The 16369-nt window shown below is 45.2% G+C and carries 14 protein-coding genes and 1 pseudogene; 12 read left to right on the top strand and 3 right to left on the bottom strand.

All coding sequences use genetic code 11. The features are described from left to right. The first annotated feature begins 90 nt into the window (after positions 1 to 90). From KFE26_RS03970 to KFE26_RS03960, 3 genes are read left to right on the top strand one after another with little or no spacing between them, the layout of a single operon-like run. Positions 91 to 624: an RNA polymerase sigma factor gene (locus KFE26_RS03970; protein WP_113939254.1), complete on the top strand. Its 534-nt coding sequence runs from the start codon at positions 91 to 93 to the stop codon at positions 622 to 624. Next, positions 624 to 1208 (top strand): anti-sigma factor, encoded by a 585-nt coding sequence (locus KFE26_RS03965; protein ID WP_113939048.1) that lies wholly within the window; start codon positions 624 to 626, stop codon positions 1206 to 1208. The genes KFE26_RS03970 and KFE26_RS03965 overlap by 1 nt, the downstream gene beginning before the upstream one ends. Beyond that, positions 1205 to 2161: a DUF4097 family beta strand repeat-containing protein gene (locus KFE26_RS03960; RefSeq protein WP_168824756.1), complete on the top strand. Its 957-nt coding sequence runs from the start codon at positions 1205 to 1207 to the stop codon at positions 2159 to 2161. Before KFE26_RS03965 ends, KFE26_RS03960 begins: the two co-directional genes overlap by 4 nt. A 71-nt stretch (positions 2162 to 2232) precedes the next feature. Here the strand turns inward: KFE26_RS03960 and rsuA are convergent, their stop codons facing one another. Then, entirely contained in the window at positions 2233 to 2985 is a 753-nt protein-coding gene (rsuA, locus tag KFE26_RS03955) for a 16S rRNA pseudouridine(516) synthase RsuA (RefSeq protein WP_212599724.1), read from the bottom strand. 77 nt (positions 2986 to 3062) lie between these two features. On the opposite strand from rsuA, the gene KFE26_RS03950 reads away from it, so the two are divergent. The 5 genes from KFE26_RS03950 to KFE26_RS03930 all read left to right on the top strand — a co-directional run bounded on the left by KFE26_RS03950 (position 3063) and on the right by KFE26_RS03930 (position 8064). After that, the gene (locus KFE26_RS03950) at positions 3063 to 3617 is read left to right on the top strand and encodes a sugar O-acetyltransferase (RefSeq protein WP_212599723.1); all 555 of its coding nucleotides are present in this window, start codon (positions 3063 to 3065) and stop codon (positions 3615 to 3617) included. A gap of 262 nt (positions 3618 to 3879) precedes the next feature. Next, positions 3880 to 5964 (top strand): M13 family metallopeptidase, encoded by a 2085-nt coding sequence (locus tag KFE26_RS03945; protein WP_212599722.1) that lies wholly within the window; start codon positions 3880 to 3882, stop codon positions 5962 to 5964. Between the two features lie 205 nt (positions 5965 to 6169). Further along, the gene (locus tag KFE26_RS03940) at positions 6170 to 6955 is read left to right on the top strand and encodes a RelA/SpoT domain-containing protein (protein WP_212599721.1); all 786 of its coding nucleotides are present in this window, start codon (positions 6170 to 6172) and stop codon (positions 6953 to 6955) included. Between the two features lie 170 nt (positions 6956 to 7125). Then, positions 7126 to 7533, top strand: coding sequence for an SMI1/KNR4 family protein (locus KFE26_RS03935; RefSeq protein WP_113939053.1), 408 nt, complete (start codon positions 7126 to 7128; stop codon positions 7531 to 7533). A gap of 30 nt (positions 7534 to 7563) precedes the next feature. Continuing rightward, positions 7564 to 8064 carry a DUF4447 family protein gene (locus KFE26_RS03930; RefSeq protein ID WP_212599720.1) on the top strand — a complete coding sequence of 167 codons (501 nt, stop codon included), beginning with the start codon at positions 7564 to 7566 and terminating at the stop codon, positions 8062 to 8064. A 109-nt stretch (positions 8065 to 8173) separates the two neighbouring features. On the opposite strand, the gene KFE26_RS03925 is transcribed toward KFE26_RS03930, so the two are convergent. Together KFE26_RS03925 and KFE26_RS03920 are read right to left on the bottom strand one after the other, a co-directional pair. Further along, positions 8174 to 8806, bottom strand: coding sequence for a glutathione S-transferase family protein (locus KFE26_RS03925; RefSeq protein ID WP_212599719.1), 633 nt, complete (start codon positions 8804 to 8806; stop codon positions 8174 to 8176). Positions 8807 to 8965: 159 nt separating this feature from the next. Continuing rightward, positions 8966 to 11524 (bottom strand): TonB-dependent receptor, encoded by a 2559-nt coding sequence (locus KFE26_RS03920; RefSeq protein ID WP_212599718.1) that lies wholly within the window; start codon positions 11522 to 11524, stop codon positions 8966 to 8968. Between the two features lie 242 nt (positions 11525 to 11766). On the opposite strand from KFE26_RS03920, the gene KFE26_RS03915 reads away from it, so the two are divergent. From KFE26_RS03915 to KFE26_RS03900, 4 genes and pseudogenes are all read left to right on the top strand, one after another. Next, positions 11767 to 12306, top strand: coding sequence for a PH domain-containing protein (locus KFE26_RS03915; protein WP_212599717.1), 540 nt, complete (start codon positions 11767 to 11769; stop codon positions 12304 to 12306). Positions 12307 to 12440: 134 nt separating this feature from the next. Continuing rightward, positions 12441 to 13714 (top strand): annotated as a pseudogene (locus KFE26_RS03910) (Nramp family divalent metal transporter). 140 nt (positions 13715 to 13854) lie between these two features. After that, positions 13855 to 14319, top strand: coding sequence for a DUF1456 family protein (locus tag KFE26_RS03905; RefSeq protein ID WP_168824742.1), 465 nt, complete (start codon positions 13855 to 13857; stop codon positions 14317 to 14319). Between the two features lie 269 nt (positions 14320 to 14588). Beyond that, a complete protein-coding gene (locus KFE26_RS03900; protein ID WP_105250164.1) occupies positions 14589 to 16277 on the top strand; it encodes an NAD-dependent malic enzyme in 1689 nt (562 codons plus the stop codon). Positions 16278 to 16369: the final 92 nt, after the last annotated feature.

Raw genomic sequence — 16369 nt, 5'->3', positions numbered from 1 at the left:
AAATAAAATATATTTTTTAAGGTTCCAAACCTTTTGTAGCGCCCACTGCGTCAAAACTACAACACTCAATCATTATGGCAGGAAATTACAGTGACAGCAGGGATCCTCCCACTCAATGGCTCAATGTCTGACTTTGAACTGGTCACCTTAGCGAGCCAAGGAGACAGAACTGCCTTCAAGTTGCTGTATCAAAGCCATTACCAACGTATTTACGCCCTATCACTGCGCCTTTGCGGCCATAGCGCTATGGCTGAAGAAATAACCCAAGAGTGTTTTATTTTAGTGTGGCAGAAGTTGCCACAATTTCGAGGTGAGAGTCAGTTTTCCACTTGGTTACACAGTATTTGTGTCAATCAAGCATTGAGCAGCATTCGTAAACAAAAGTCCTTTTGGTCACGATTTATTCCGCTGGAACAAGAAACTGAACCCTTAAGCTCTGATAGCAGCTATAGCGGATTAGATAAGTTAATTTTCAAACTGCCAGAACGCGCTCGCATGGTTTTCGTACTCTGTGCAATCGAAGGTTATCAACATGATGAAATCGCTGACTTACTTGGCATTGCCGTCGGCACCAGTAAGACCCAATACCATAGAGCTAAGCAACTACTACAGGAGATGCTGTAATGACGTTAACGCCGCTTTCCCGTGAACAACAGCTTGAGCAATTGATCAATAGCGCGCCCAAAGAGATGTCGCCTACACATGATCTGTGGCAAGGCATTGAAAAACGCATGGATAAAACGCTGATACCCCAAACGTACAAATCCCAGAAGAGTCACGCTTGGGCGATAGCGGCTTCGTTTATTATTCTAGCGGCATTGGGATATACCCAATTGCCCTATTTCAACTCATTCATAATGCAGCAGACAGAGCTTGCCCAGAACCAAGCTATGCCAGAGCAACCAGGGGATGCGGCCTTACATTTATTACTCACCCAAATTGCAACATCACACCAAGCGCAAGTGGACAACCTAGAACAGGCGCCAAATGCGCTAATGTGGCAAACGAGCAGCTTCAGCGCACCCGTTGAGCAAGGTTTAACTGAGCTAAGGCTCGCGGCAACACAGATTTACCAAGCTTTACAAGCAAATCCAACCGATAAACAACTTTGGCAACTGTGGCTTTGGGTGCAACAGCGTGAGCTCGACCTATTACAACAGGGCCAAAAATTACCCATTAGAAACTCGACACAAGGAAACACCCTATGAGTAACCTCAATCTCACTAAAGCTAGCCTATTGGTTTCGACACTCTGTTTAGGCTTAATGGGCAATGTGTTAGCAGCACAAAGCGTTGATAAACAGTTAAGTGTCAGCAGCGACACTCAACTGCAGATCAAAGTCCAACGCGGTGATGTGACCATTCAAACATGGGATAAGAGTGAAGTGAGTGTCACTGGCACATTAGATGAATTGAGCGAAGGCTTTGTGTTTGAGCAACAGGGAAATAGTCTCAATATCGAAGACAAGATGCCTCGCCACTATAATGGCAATAATGACAAAGGATCACAGCTCACCATTAAAGTCCCAAAAACGGTTAAACTCAGTGCAGATACCATATCTGCCAATCTACAAGTTGCCGAAACTCAAGGTGAACTAGATTTGAATACGGTAAGTGGCAATATCAACGCCAACAACTTAAGTGGTAAACCTGAGTTACATACAGTCTCTGGCGATATCACGACCAAAGCACTTGATGGAAAAATCAAATTAGAAACCGTATCCGGCACGATTCAGGACACTGACAGTAAAGGAGAAATGAATTATCGCCTCGTTAGCGGTGACTTAAAAAGCCACACTCAGGCAGAAAAAGTCACGATTGAACAAGTCTCAGGTGAAGTGAATGCTAACTTTAGTGTCACCAAGGAAATCGAGCTCAGAACCGTCAGCGGAGATTCACAAGTGTCACTCGCTAAAAACTTCAACAAAGCGAATTTAGAAAGTGTGAGTGGCGATATTACCGTGATCTTTAATGATGTTCCCGATGCAAGCTTCAACTTAGATGGTGGTCCTGGTGGAAAAATCAACAACGGTTTAACCCAAGATGTACCGCAAAAACAAAAATATGTACCAAGCACAGAGTTATCATTCCAAACAGGCTCTGGTGCAGCCAACGTGAAGATGAATACCATCAGCGGTCATCTGATTTTAAAGAAACAGTAATAAAAGCTATTTAGCACAAATAAAAATGCCGCCAAAGTAAAACTCGGGCGGCATTTTTTATATCAAACTCATCAGACTGAAGCTATCTCTTCAGCCGTCAAATATCGCCATTCACCCAGTGCTAAGGTGGGGTCTAATTCAATTTGCCCTACACTTTCACGATGCAACCCTTGCACATGATTGCCCACAGCGGCAAACATACGCTTCACTTGATGATACTTACCTTCGGTGATGGTTAATCGCACTAATTGTGGATCAATAACCTCCAGTAACGCTGGCTTAGTTAGACCATCTTCACCGCGCAATTCAACGCCAGCGGCAAATACCGCAATCAAACTAGCATCCACAGGCTCAGCGAGTTGCACTAAATAGCGTTTGCCACATTCTTTCTTCGGTGAGGTGATCTTATGCGACCATTGGCCATCACTGGTAATCAACACGAGACCTGTAGTATCGGCATCTAAACGACCAGCAATGTGCAAAGTTTCTGGCTTAGGCACATCCACTAAGCTCAATACCGAAGGGTAGGTTTCATCTATCGTCGAGCAAATAGTGTCTACCGGTTTGTTAAGCATTAAATAACGCTCGCCCACTAAGACAATCGGCTCGCCTTCAAGGCAAACACACATACCTTCAGTCACTTTAAAACCCGAGTCTTTAACGACTAAGCCATCACAAGTAATATCACCGCGGTGCAGGGCTTTTTTCGCTAATGAGCGAGTCAGCGAGGTACTCTCACAGATAAATTTGTCTAAACGCACGTTAATACTCAACTTCAATAAAGAAAACTGCCGTATTATGAAGCCGACCAGTTCAAAGGGCAAAGAATTGCTGCTCAACGCGAGCTGTGTTTCTATTTAGCCCTTACGCATTGACAGCAATCACCATAGGGAAAGATGCTATGACTGAATTCCAAAAGATGATCACAGGCCAAGAATATGATTGTCTTGACAGCGAACTCTTAAGTTTAAGAACACAACAGCAGCGACTGAATCGACAATTAAATCAAACGATTGCTCAAAATAGCACTGAGTACGTCCAACTCTGCCAACAACTTCTGCCCCTTAAATCGCCAGTCGCAACTATCTCCACGCCAATTTTTATCAGTTATGGCATCAATCTCACTCTTGCTGACAGAGTGTTCATCAATGTCAATGTCACCTTGCAGGATAATGCCCCCATTTTTATTGATGAACAGACTATGATTGGTCCCAATGTACAGTTTTATACCTCAAGTCACCCACTTGATGCCGAGCTACGTTGCTCAGGTTTGGAAACCGCTAAAGCGATTCACATCGGTAAACGGGTATGGATTGGCGGCAGCGCAATCATAATGCCAGGAATCAATATTGGTGATGATGCCGTCATTGGTGCTGGCGCCGTAGTAACTAAAAATGTCGCAGCCAAAACAGTGGTTGCAGGCAACCCTGCAAAACGAATTAGGCAACTGAGTTAACCCTATTTTAAAATGATAAATCGAAGTGCTCGCTTACCTGAAAAGGCTTGCATACGGTAACTTTGCAGCTACTGACTTAAATATGCTAACTGGTAACCTTTAGTTACATATCACTCAAGATAAATCCACGATAAACACTGTAATGACCTTGTTTCGATTCCTAGTAAGGCATTAACATAGTTCATTGCGCCTGAAGCAATCCCATTTTGCCAAAATAACAGCCCCAAATAATGGGCAGAATAATAAACTCGAAGGAAACAACATGAGAAAAGTACTCATTGGGGGACTGTGTGCCTCACTTATCGCAGGCCTGACTGCCTGTAATGACAAGGCTGCCGAAGTTAAAGCACCTGAAACGGCTAAAACTGCCACCGCAGCGGCAGTGACTCAAGCACTAGGTTCTGGAATTGAATTTGCTAATTTTGATAAAGCGATTCGTCCACAAGACGATTTCTATAAATACGTTAACGGCACTTGGCTAAAAAACACTGAGATCCCAGCCGATCGCACTAGCATTGGCGCTTTCTACGATTTACGTGAAAAATCACGTGACGACGTAAAAGCCATTATCGAAGAAGTGGCTGCAACGCCCAATCTCGCCGTTGGTACAGACGAGCAAAAAGTGGCCGATTTATATCGTTCATTTATGGATACTGAGACACTCAACAAACTGGGTGTCACACCAATCCAAGGCGAATTCGATGCTATTAATGCCTTAAAAGACAAGAATGAATTAGTGAAGTACTTCGCCCACAGCCAAATCGCTGGCGCGGGTACCCCAATAGCATTTTATATCGATATCGATGCAAAAAACTCTAGCCGTTACGCAACGCATCTCTATCAATATGGCCTAAGCCTGCCAGAGAAAGACTACTACTTTAACGAATCAGAACGCTTCGTTAATATCCGTAAGGCATATGTCGCTCATATCGAAAAAATGTTTACCCTTGCGGGGCTTGCTAACCCTAAAGCAAGTGCTGAAGCTATTTTAGCCTTAGAAACGGCGATTGCTGCTAAGCATTGGGATGTGGTTGAAAATCGCGACAGCACTAAAACCTACAATCTATATCAAGTCAAAGATCTGCCAACACTGGCACCAGATATCGATTGGGCAGGCTACTTAGCCGCTCTTGGCGCTGACAAGCAAACCGATATCATAGTTAACCAACCTAGCTATATCCAAGGGTTAAACGAAGTTTTAAAAACGACTGAGTTAGCCACTTGGAAAACCTATATGCAATGGCAAGTGCTGACGCACGCGGCGAGCAATCTGAGTGAAGCGTTAGACAATGAAAACTTCGCTTTCTTCTCTAAGACCTTGAATGGTCAAGAAGAACAAGAACCTCGTTGGAAGCGTGGCGTTGCAGCCGTCAATGGCGTTCTTGGTGAAGTTGTGGGTAAAGTGTATGTCAAACGTCACTTCACTCCAGAAGCCAAAGACCGTATGCAAGCACTGGTTGAAAACCTGCGTGGTGCTTACGGCGACAGCATCAAAGAATTAACTTGGATGAGCGACAGCACTAAAGTGGCTGCGGCAGATAAATTAGCAAAATTCAACCCGAAAATCGGTTACCCGAACAAATGGGAAGATTACAGTAAGCTGACCATCAAGGCAGACGACTTAATCGGTAACGCTATGCGTGCCAGCGAAGTTGAACATGCTAAATCATTAGCCAAACTGGGCGCGCCAATCGATAAAGACGAATGGCACATGACGCCACAAACGGTTAACGCTTACTACAACCCAACCATGAATGAAATCGTATTCCCTGCTGCCATTCTGCAACCACCATTCTTCAATTTGGCAGCTGACGATGCAGTCAACTACGGTGGTATTGGTGCGGTAATCGGCCACGAAATGGGCCATGGTTTTGACGACCAAGGCGCTAAATTCGATGGCGAAGGCAATATGCGTGATTGGTGGACAGAGCAAGACTTGAAAGAGTTCTCTGCTCGCGGCAAAGCGCTAATCGCACAGTACGATGGTTACGCAGTGTTTGATGATCTGCATGTCAACGGCAGCTTAACCTTAGGCGAAAACATTGGTGACTTGTCAGGTGTGACTATCGCTTATCGTGCTTATAAGAAATCGCTTAACGGTAAAGATGCACCCGTTATCGATGGCTTAACGGGCGATCAACGTTTCTTCATCGGCTTCACGCAAATTTGGCGCGCAAAAGCTAAAGAAGAAGCCATGCGTAACCGCGTAGCGACCGATCCACACTCACCAGCGGAATTCCGCGCACTGGGTGCACTATCTAACATGCCTGAGTTCTACACTACGTATGATGTAAAACCTGGCGATGCCATGTATATCGCACCAGAGAAACGCGTAAAAATTTGGTAAGCCAAATTTAAATCACTGTTCAGCGGCATAAGCTGGCCAACAATGGCGCTCACTGTTACAGGTGGCGCCATTTTTATTTCCTTAAACCACTGAGCCCCATGCGCAAGATGAACAAGTCTTCATGGTTGGTTCAGCTTTAATTAAGCAATAGAAGCCTATGGTGGATGCGTGACCTGAATAACTCACCCATAAGGAAGTAGGCCGCATGACTAAGTTATTTCGTACCTTTTTTATTTTTCTACTCTTATTATCGAGCCGCGCTGGTGTAGCAAATCCTCTCGACATCAGTGACAGTAAAGCAGAACGTGGTAATTACAGTGCAAGACAGGCATCAAGCCATGACCTACAAGGTCTATATGCACTCAGCAGTCAGACCTTCGATGCGCCTCATCAATCCTCGAATGACTTATCCGTGCTCCATCACCAAGCCTATGATGCACAAGCTGAGCTCGCCCAATTACTCACCAAGATTGCCCATTATTCACAGGTACAAGTGATTGTTCCGCCAGTAAAGAGTTACCAAAGAGCAGCCGATAAAGTGGCCACAAAATTTAACGGTGATGCCAGCCAAATTACCGACCTTGCAAGGGCAAGTATTGTGACCAACAGCATTCAAGATCTGATGCAGGCCTACCAAACTTTGAATGAGCACACCCAAGTTGTGAAACAAAAAAACCGCTTTGCTGAACCTAAAGCCTCCGGCTATCGCGATCTCAATCTACTGGTACGCTTACCCCAATCAGGCATGATTGCTGAAGTGCAATTGCACCTACAGGATATCGCTGATATCAAAAATGGTCCTGAACACAAGGTATATGAAAAAGTACAGAGGATTGAGGCCAATGCTCGTAAACAACAACGTTCACTAAGTGAGTTTGAACTCGCGCAGATTGCCCAATTACGTCAAGAATCACATAAGTTGTACCACAAGGCATGGCTTAACTATAAACGGGTTGATGAAGCCAGTTTATTAAGAGCCTCAGTCGCTTAACTAAAAATCTTCCACTCTTGTGCTGGTTATCTGTAAAGGTACCAGCGCCTTTTTTATATTTTACAGCGCCTGAAACATCATCTTAATAAGGTGTAAAAAAGCACTCTCTCGCATCAAAGTGCCATTTGAGTATATAATCCCGCGCCATAGCCCTATCAGCAGGAAATGCCATGCACGACATTATTGAGCAACTCCAAGAACGCAGCGAAACTGTTCCTGTACCACTCGAATTACCCACATTTGAGCAGCTCGTCGAAGTCGAAGAGCAAATCCTGATTTCATTGCCAAGGGAGCTAAAAGAATACCTGTTGTATGCCAGTGATGTAATTTACGGCACGATAGAGCCAGTAACAGCATCGGATCCCTACTCGCACACCTACCTGCCCGAAGTGACTTGCTATGCGTGGTCCATCGGTATGCCAAGGGACATGATTGCCATATGTCAGCAGGGTGATGCTTTTTACTGTATCGACCAAGATGGTCAAGTACATTTCTGGAAAAACGGCGACTTTACCGATATCTATTGGGAGTCGTTTTGGGAATGGGTTGAAGAAATCTGGTTAAAGATCAAATACTAATTTTACTTTTATTGCATTGAGAACACGATTATGTCTAAGAACATTGGCTTGAATGCCATCGAAATGAGCTACTTACGCCAGTCACTCAGCTTAAGCGCGGCTCAAGTTGGTGCTCTGACTAACCATAGCGAAGCCGATGTATTCGCCTGGGAAAGCGGTGAACAACTGGCACCTGAGCTGGCACAAAAGAAACTGCTTGATATTGATGACATCATTGAGATGCAAGTGCTCAACACCTGCGATGGTATCGAAGAACTATTTAAGAAAGAACCTAAACGTCACTTAGCCTTCGTGGTCTACCCCACTCAAGCGGTTTACACACAATACAACCCCGAATTCTTAAGTTCACTGCCTTTTACTGAGCTGTACAACACGGCCGCTTGGCGCATTAAGAAAGAGTGCAAACTGGTCCTAGAAGTCGACGTCAGCCTAGTGGCTCTCGACGTGGAGGCCTACAAAGCCTTCCGTGAACCAACCAAAATGAGTGAAAGCCGCGAAAGTCGCGCAAAGTGGGCTGCGACTCAGCTATAAGCGTGCAAATCCAGAAGCTTAGTACTCGCGTTAACAGTAAGGGCAGATATCACTATCTGCCCTTTTTATATTCTCATAATGATTTCAGATAATCAGCGACTTAGAATGATTAGCCCTTAGCGGCCACCACAGCATCCATCTTCTGTAAAGCTGATTGACGCGACGGCAGCGCAGACAACCTATCGCGATAAGCGGCGAGTTTAGGTGGAATGGCTTGTTCGAACAATGTGCCCCACATTAAGGTATGGGCTAGCAAAATATCCGCCACCGAAACGTCATCACCGAGCAAAAAATCACTTTCAGGCAACATGGCTGCGGCCAATGCCGCCGCCTTATCAAACTCCCATACCGCACAAGGCATGATCTGCGGATGACGCTGCGCCTCAGGCAAGGCAAACTTATGTTTACCCAAAGTCCAAAGCGGCTGCTCAAGCTCAGTAATGATGAAGCTTACCCATTGATGGTGCAAACCAGAAGCGTTACTCCCCACTGGTGGCAACAACTTACCCTCGCCATACTTTTCTGCGAGATAAAGGCAAATCGCCGCTGATTCAGATAACACTAGCTCAGCATCCGTTAGCACAGGCACTTTACCACAGGGATTTATCGCTAAAAATGCCGCGCTGCGATGCTCACCTTTAGTCATATCCACAAAGGAAAAATCCCAATCAACCCACAACTCTTCCAACACCCAAGCAACTCGTAATGCGCGACTGCGCGGTGTGCCATATAAAGTGATCATTGCAACGCCCTTTTAGTCCGGTTAATTCGTGTCCTAACGAAGATACACTGAGTTTGCGTTAGTGCAAATCTGCCCATAAAAAACGGCGCTTAATGCGCCGTTTCGATTTCACTACACTTTGATATAAAGCACTGAGCTATAAAACTCGTAGGCTTAATATTAGAAGTTCATTGAGAGTTTAGTGTAAATGTAGCGACCCATTGGATTATGTACTGATGTCACATAACCGTAGAGGTCGGTATCACCATCACCGATAGCGAATGGTGGTTCTTCGTCAAATACGTTGTTCACGCCTAGTGTCAGCTTGAACATCTCATTGAAGCGATAAGTACCTGACATGTCGACTAAAATTTGAGCATCAATTGTACGAGTTTTGTTGAAATCTTCAAACTCACCGATATAACTCAAATTTAAATTGGCGGCAAAGTTATCCATAGTCCAGTTGGTTGTCGCTAACCAACGATTCTTCGGATACTTATACTCTCCGGTATAATCGACCACTTGATGAGTATCATCTTTTTCAAAGTTATGCAGATAACTCCATTCAAGACCGAACTTAAGGTCGCCATAACTATCGAGTTCGAATCCATAATGGGTCGACACATCCATACCCTGAACTTCTTGCGAACCTAAGTTAACAAAGCTTGAGCGGATCACATCTAGTGCGCCAAATGTTTGACCAGCTTGAGGTGCTAGGCGCACACACACAGTGCTGTTCTGATCGTTACAATTAGCGTCATAAATATCCTGCAGTAACAACTTATCAATCTTATTATCTTGAGTGATGCTGTAGATATCGAAACCAATATCGAACTTCTGGCTTGGCGCCCATATCATGCCGATATTCCAAGTCTCTGACTCCTCAGCCTTTAACTTTGGGTTACCTGCAAACTCAGTCGTTTCATCAGACAAGGTACAACCTTGACCGTCGGCTGCGCAGCGATATTTATCAATTAGGAAGCTACTTTCTTCAGATGGACCCAAACCAATTTGCGCTAATGAAGGCGCACGGAACCCAGTAGACCAAGAGGCACGCGCCGTTATCTCATCACTAATACCCCATTGGAAAGCAATCTTAGGATTAGTGGTTGAACCAAAATCACTGTAGTGATCATATCGACCCGCAAGTTGCAGCTCGAAGTTATCCGTTACAGGGATGGAAAATTCAGTATACGCCGCCCATTGATCGCGATCGCCCTTAGCTGACACAGCTTCGGTACCAAAAATCAATCCACGTTGAAATTGCTCATCCGGCTCGTCGCTGATGGCTTCTTCACGATATTCAACTCCAGCCGCCATCATGATATCGCGATCAGCAAGGGTAAATGCTTGACCTGAGATATTCGCCGCATAGGAAGTCATGGTTGACAGACCTTGGCGCACTAGACTGGTGGTAATATCATCAATGACATCTTGGGAGTTCATGGTGCCACCGAAAGGATTGTAACGACCCGCATCAATTTCACGTTGCAAATAATCTGTTCTTACCCAACCTTGGCTGCGGTCACCAGTTTGAGTTGACTCACTGCGCCCCTTTTGCACCGTAGCTTCCCAGTCCCAGTCTTTAACTACACCGCGTAAACCTGCGACTAAACGTAGAGTATCAGATTCAATATCCCAACGACGCGCACCCGCATCAACGGTGCGGAAACGACCGATTTCAATATCTTTCCCCCACGGGTTATTTGGATGAGTTCCAGGTACGGTTAAGCCAGCTTTCTCATCAAGTGGCGTCGGCGCACCGCCCGCTTCCGATGTGTTGTGCTGGGCAGCTAACTCGAGGAAAGCGGTTAAATCATCATTAAAGTGATATTCGAATTGACCAATAGCACCCACACGTTCAGCAGCAGGCACAACAAGGTTATACGGACCATAATCAAAGACACAAACTTCACCGTCTATATTGCGATCGGCAGGGCAAGCTGGGTCAACTGTCGGCACCCCATCCACATAAAAATACCCAGGAAAACCACGGGAAGAACGCGAATCTTCACCGCCGTAAGGACTCTGATCTGCAGTTCCAAAACGGCCTAAATCCGTTGCCGCTAAAGTATCATTTTTAAAATAGTCGAGAATGATAGAGGCACTGCCCTTATCGGACTTCATCCCCCACACCATATTCGCAGTAGTTTCATCGTAGCCAGTGCCTGAAGCATCACCGTAGCCAAGATTGACCTCAATGCCTTCAATGTCTTTTTTCAGAACTATGTTAACCACACCCGCGATCGCATCAGAACCATAAATAGCCGATGCACCGTCCTTCAGTATGTCGATACGTTCAATAGCTGATACCGGAATATTATTGATATCAACAAAGGAATTAGTGATACCTTCGGCAAAAGCACTCGCCGCAACACGACGACCATTAATTAACACTAAGGTCGCGTCTGGGCCTAAACCACGTAGACTGATAGATGCGCCGCCGTTGGCGGTTGAATCTTGGCTGTTACCTCGGGTAGAAAACGCGCCAGCACCATTGGCAGGCATGCGTTCAAGTAATTGCTGCAGGTTATCAAATCCCATATTGGCAATATCGTCTTTACTGATCGATTGAATAGGGGAAGGGCCTTCAATATCGGTACGTTTAATACGGGAACCCGTTACTTCAATACGTTCAACTTTTTCTGCACCTTTATCGGCAGCATGGGCCACTGTTGGCGTACATGCCATAGCAATTGCGATTGCACAAGCACTGGGTAGAATCTGAGGTCTGTTCATACATTTCCCTTGTTTTATTTATCTCATTAAAATTATTTTAACAATAAGAAAACCCTAAATTAACAACATACAAGGTAATGAGTTACAAACCAAAGTCAATGGCAGAGAAATAAAAGTTAAAATTTTGTTACATTTGAGACGGTGTATTTTCCTCATACGAGAATCAAAGTAGGTCTAGGCACTAAAGATTCAACCTACAAGACAAGTCGCAGTATTTGAATATCAAAATTTAAGGAAGAAAGATGGAAGACAAGATTATTTATCAAGCAGAGTTTGAAACCCATTTAGGTCTGTATTGGTTACTCTCAGGAGCCGCCTATTTCAGTCTAAGCATAATAGGTATTCCCTTGTTATTGCTTTGGTTTCCAATCGGGCTGTGGGGGACTCGCCGCTATATTCGCAATATGAGTGCCGAGCTCACCAGCAATAAACTTATTGTCAGGAGGGGCATATTAACTCGTACTGAAAACACAGTGCCTTTGGACAAAATTACCGATATGGCATTGATCCAAGGCCCAATTATGCGCCTATTTGGTCTGCATAAACTCACGGTAGAAACCGCAGGGCAATCGGGCGCAGGCGCATTGATAAGCTTAGTCGGCATAGTCGATGCGCCTCAATTTAGAACCCGTGTATTAGAACAAAAAGAACGGCTTACCCAACCCTTGCACCCAACAATCCCATCGGCACAGCCAGATAATACGCTGTTACAAATCGTAGCCGAAATGGCTGCAAGCTTAAAACGCATTGAAACTTTACTCAGCCAAAAATTAAACGGATAAATTGAATAAAACAACTTTTAGTTCAATCACTTTACCTTTAATGTTGAGCCACTCACTTAGCGTTAGCGCAGCCTTAGCATGAGGGAGTGTTCGATTCCCCAGATTAATTTTCAACAGGCATTTTTAATAACGACATGACAGAATCTTCAGTAACTTCTCCTTCATCTTCTTGGATGACACACCTAACTCTCGGCATTAAAGCCATGGGCCCAGGTGTACTTATGGCCGCAGCGGCGATTGGCGCATCCCATTTAGTCGCCTCGACTCGGGCGGGCGCCGAATTTGGTTGGCAACTGGCTTGGGTAATTCTTGGGGTGAATTTACTTAAGTATCCCTTCTTTGCAGCTGGCGCACGCTACACAGCTGCCACAGGGGAGAGTCTACTGCACGGCTACCAAAAACAGGGCCGAGGTTACTTACTGCTGTTTACTGGGCTCAATGTTATCGCCGCCATTGCCAGTACAGCAGGGGTGTGCATGTTAACCGCCGCTATGTTGACCCAATTTATTCCGCTGCCCATCGATTGGTTAGCCCTGCTGGTATTGCTGAGTTCTTTGGCTTTACTGATTTTAGGCCATTATCAACTCCTTGATAGACTCACTAAGATCATCATGTTCGCCCTAACCTTAACCACCTTAATTGCCGTGGCCTTAGCTTGGGATCACGCTCAACCATTAGCGAGCAATTTTGTATCTCCTTCACCTTGGCAATGGCCCATGTGGGATTTTTGGTCGCCATGATGGGTTGGATGCCAGCACCGATTGAAGTCAGCGCTTGGAATTCTCTCTGGTTGCTCGAAAAACAGAAAAGCCAGACGGTCACGAAAGCGCAGGCACTGCTCGACTTTAACTTAGGCTACATCATCACTGCGATCCTCGCGATCGTGTTTTTGTCCTTGGGCGCTTTAGTGATGCACGGCAGTGGCGAACACTTTTCAGATTCCGGCGCACAGTTTGCTAATCAATTGATTAATCTTTACAGCCAAGTGATGGGCGGCGAGAGTCGTTATCTTATTGGTATTGTGGCATTTCTGTGTATTTTCAGCACAACAGTAACAGTGATTGATGGCTATAGCCGTACCTTAGATATGGGCTGGCAGTTACTCACCGCAAAGACCAGTTCAGACAAACGCCTCACAGGGATCATGCTCGCCATCAGTGCCTTTGGCTTATTGCTGATCCTCTTCTTTAAAGGTGCACTCTTACCGTTACTCGAGTTTGTGATGATCTTGGCCTTTATGACCACAGTCATTTTTGCTTGGTTAAATTACCGCTTAATGACCAGCAAGCAGCTTCCCGAGACAGACAGATATGGGACTAAGATGAAACTACTCTCTTGGTTTGGCCTGATTTATCTACTGATTTTCGCGGCACTGTTTATCTATTGGTACAACATAATTAAAGGTTAATTGCCAGAATGTTTATGCCGGAGTAATAAATGGCCTTAACTAACTGCCATTAAATTCCCGCTGAATTCTGCAATTAAGGTGGTTTGGGTATATAATACCGCCTCTTAAACCAGACAGCGCAGCCGCGCCAAGAGATGACCATGATTAATAATGATATTTTGCGCCGTTTGCGCTTCGTGTTTGATTTTAGCAATGCAAAAATGATTAAAATTTTTGCTAAAGCTGGAAGAGAAGTGCCTGTCGAAGAGATGATTGATCTTCTACGTAAAGAAGAGGAAGAAGGTTATAAAGCTTGTAACGACACGACCTTATGTCAGTTTTTAGATGGTCTTATCATAGAGAAGCGCGGTCTACGTGAAGGTGCAGAAATTCCAGCGCCCGTTTCACGTTTAAACAACAACCTCATCTTTAAAAAGCTGAGAGTTGCCCTCGAAATGCGTGAAGAAGACATAGTAGCAGCTTTGGCTTTAGCCGAAGTGCAAATGTCAAAATCAGAGCTAAGCGCCCTGTTCCGCAATCCAGACCACAAGAATTTTAAAGAGTGTGGCGATCAAATACTGCGTAACTTTATCCGCGGCTTATCACTTAAGTATCGCGGCGTATAACGCTAAACTTATGACATAAAACGCAGCTTAGGCTGCGTTTTTTTATATCCGTTTTTATCTACACCTGAGCTTGTTTGGATATAAACAAGACCTTAACAATTCCATCTCAACAACCTCAGAAATCCTGTTTAAAACAGCTGACTTTTTTACTGCTGCAAAAAAAACCACAAATACCTCGTTCCACGGACAACAAAGATCACATTTCATGATAACCTTACGTGACTTACAGCACGTATTGACCACTTAAACAATAACTCAAAAGGTTACCCATGGACGATAATAAACGCCCCCTCTATCTTCCGTTTGCAGGACCTGCCATTCTTGAAGCCCCACTGATTAACAAGGGCAGTGCATTTTCTGAAGAAGAGCGTATTTTCTTTAACCTCGAAGGCTTAGTCCCCTATGCCATTGAAACGATTGAGGAGCAGGCTTCTCGCGCCTACGATCAATTTAGAAGTTTCAATAACGACTTAGACAAGCACATTTACCTACGTAATATCCAAGACACAAACGAGACCTTATTTTATCGTTTAGTGCAAAATAACATCAGCGAGATGATGCCCATCATCTATACGCCGACGGTAGGTTTAGCTTGTGAACGTTTCTCGAAAAACTATCGCCGCAACCGTGGTTTGTTTATCTCCTATCCGAACAAAGATAGGATCGATGACATCCTCAATAACTCGACTCGTCAAAAAGTTAAAATTATCGTAGTCACTGATGGTGAACGTATTTTAGGCCTTGGCGATCAAGGTATTGGCGGCATGGGGATCCCTATCGGTAAGCTGTCACTCTACACTAGCTGTGGCGGTATCAGTCCAGCTTATACCCTGCCTATTACCTTAGACGTAGGCACAGATAATCCGCAGTTGTTAGAAGATCCTATGTATATGGGTTGGCGCCATCCACGCATCGGTGGCGAAGAATATGCCGAGTTTATCGAAGCCTTTATGCAAGCCGTCCACGTGCGTTGGCCGGATACTTTGATCCAGTTCGAAGACTTTGCCCAAAAGAATGCCATGCCAATCCTAGAGCGGTATAAGGATCGCTATTGCTGCTTTAACGATGATATTCAAGGTACTGCTGCGGTTGCCGTTGGTTGCTTGCTCGCCGCGTGTAAGGCTGCGGGCACTGAATTGAATCAACAACGTATCGCCTTCCTCGGTGCTGGTAGTGCCGGTTGCGGAATTGCCGAAGCTATCGTGGCACAAATGGTGTCTGAAGGGATCAGCGACGAGCAAGCTCGCACTCAAGTGTGTATGGTTGACCGTTGGGGCTTATTGCTCGACAACATGCCTAACCTGTTGCCATTCCAGCAAAAATTGGCGCAGAAATGCACCAACATCCAAAATTGGAGCAATTTCAGCGACAATATTTCACTGCTCGATGTGGTTAACAACGCCAAGCCGACAGTGCTGATTGGGGTATCTGGCGTTCCGGGTCTCTTCACCGAAGAAATTATTCGCGCTATGCACAGCCATTGTGCTCGGCCGATTATTTTCCCTATGTCGAACCCCACCAGCCGCGTAGAAGCGACACCGAAGGACATTTTGCATTGGACCTCAGGTCAAGCACTCGTCGCTACGGGCAGCCCATTCGAGCCTGTGGTTGTCGATGGTGAAACCTATGAAATTGCCCAGTGCAACAACAGCTTTATCTTCCCAGGTATTGGCTTAGGCGTATTAGCTTCGGGCGCACGTCATGTATCCGATGCCATGTTGATGGCTTCAAGTCGCGCACTTGCCGAATGTTCGCCACTGGCAATCGATGGTACTGGTCCACTACTGCCTAAACTCGAAGATATCCATGCTGTGAGTAAGCATATTGCTTTCGCAGTAGGTAAAGTAGCAGTTGAACAAGGGTTAACACTGCCAATGAGCGATGAGATCTTACAGCAGTCGATTGAAGGCAATTTCTGGAGTCCAGAATATCGCCGCTACAAACGCACTTCGTTCTAAGCATAGCGTTGCCGCGACCCAAGTCGCAGTAAAGCAGCTTAGTTGAGCGTTTGTGCTAGCCAGCAAAAAGCCCGTTACTTTGCAGTAACGGG

This window comes from Shewanella sp. M16, from assembly GCF_018224605.1.
GTDB classification, from domain to species: Bacteria; Pseudomonadota; Gammaproteobacteria; order Enterobacterales; family Shewanellaceae; genus Shewanella; species Shewanella oncorhynchi.
This window is presented reverse-complemented; position numbering and strand designations above follow the sequence as displayed.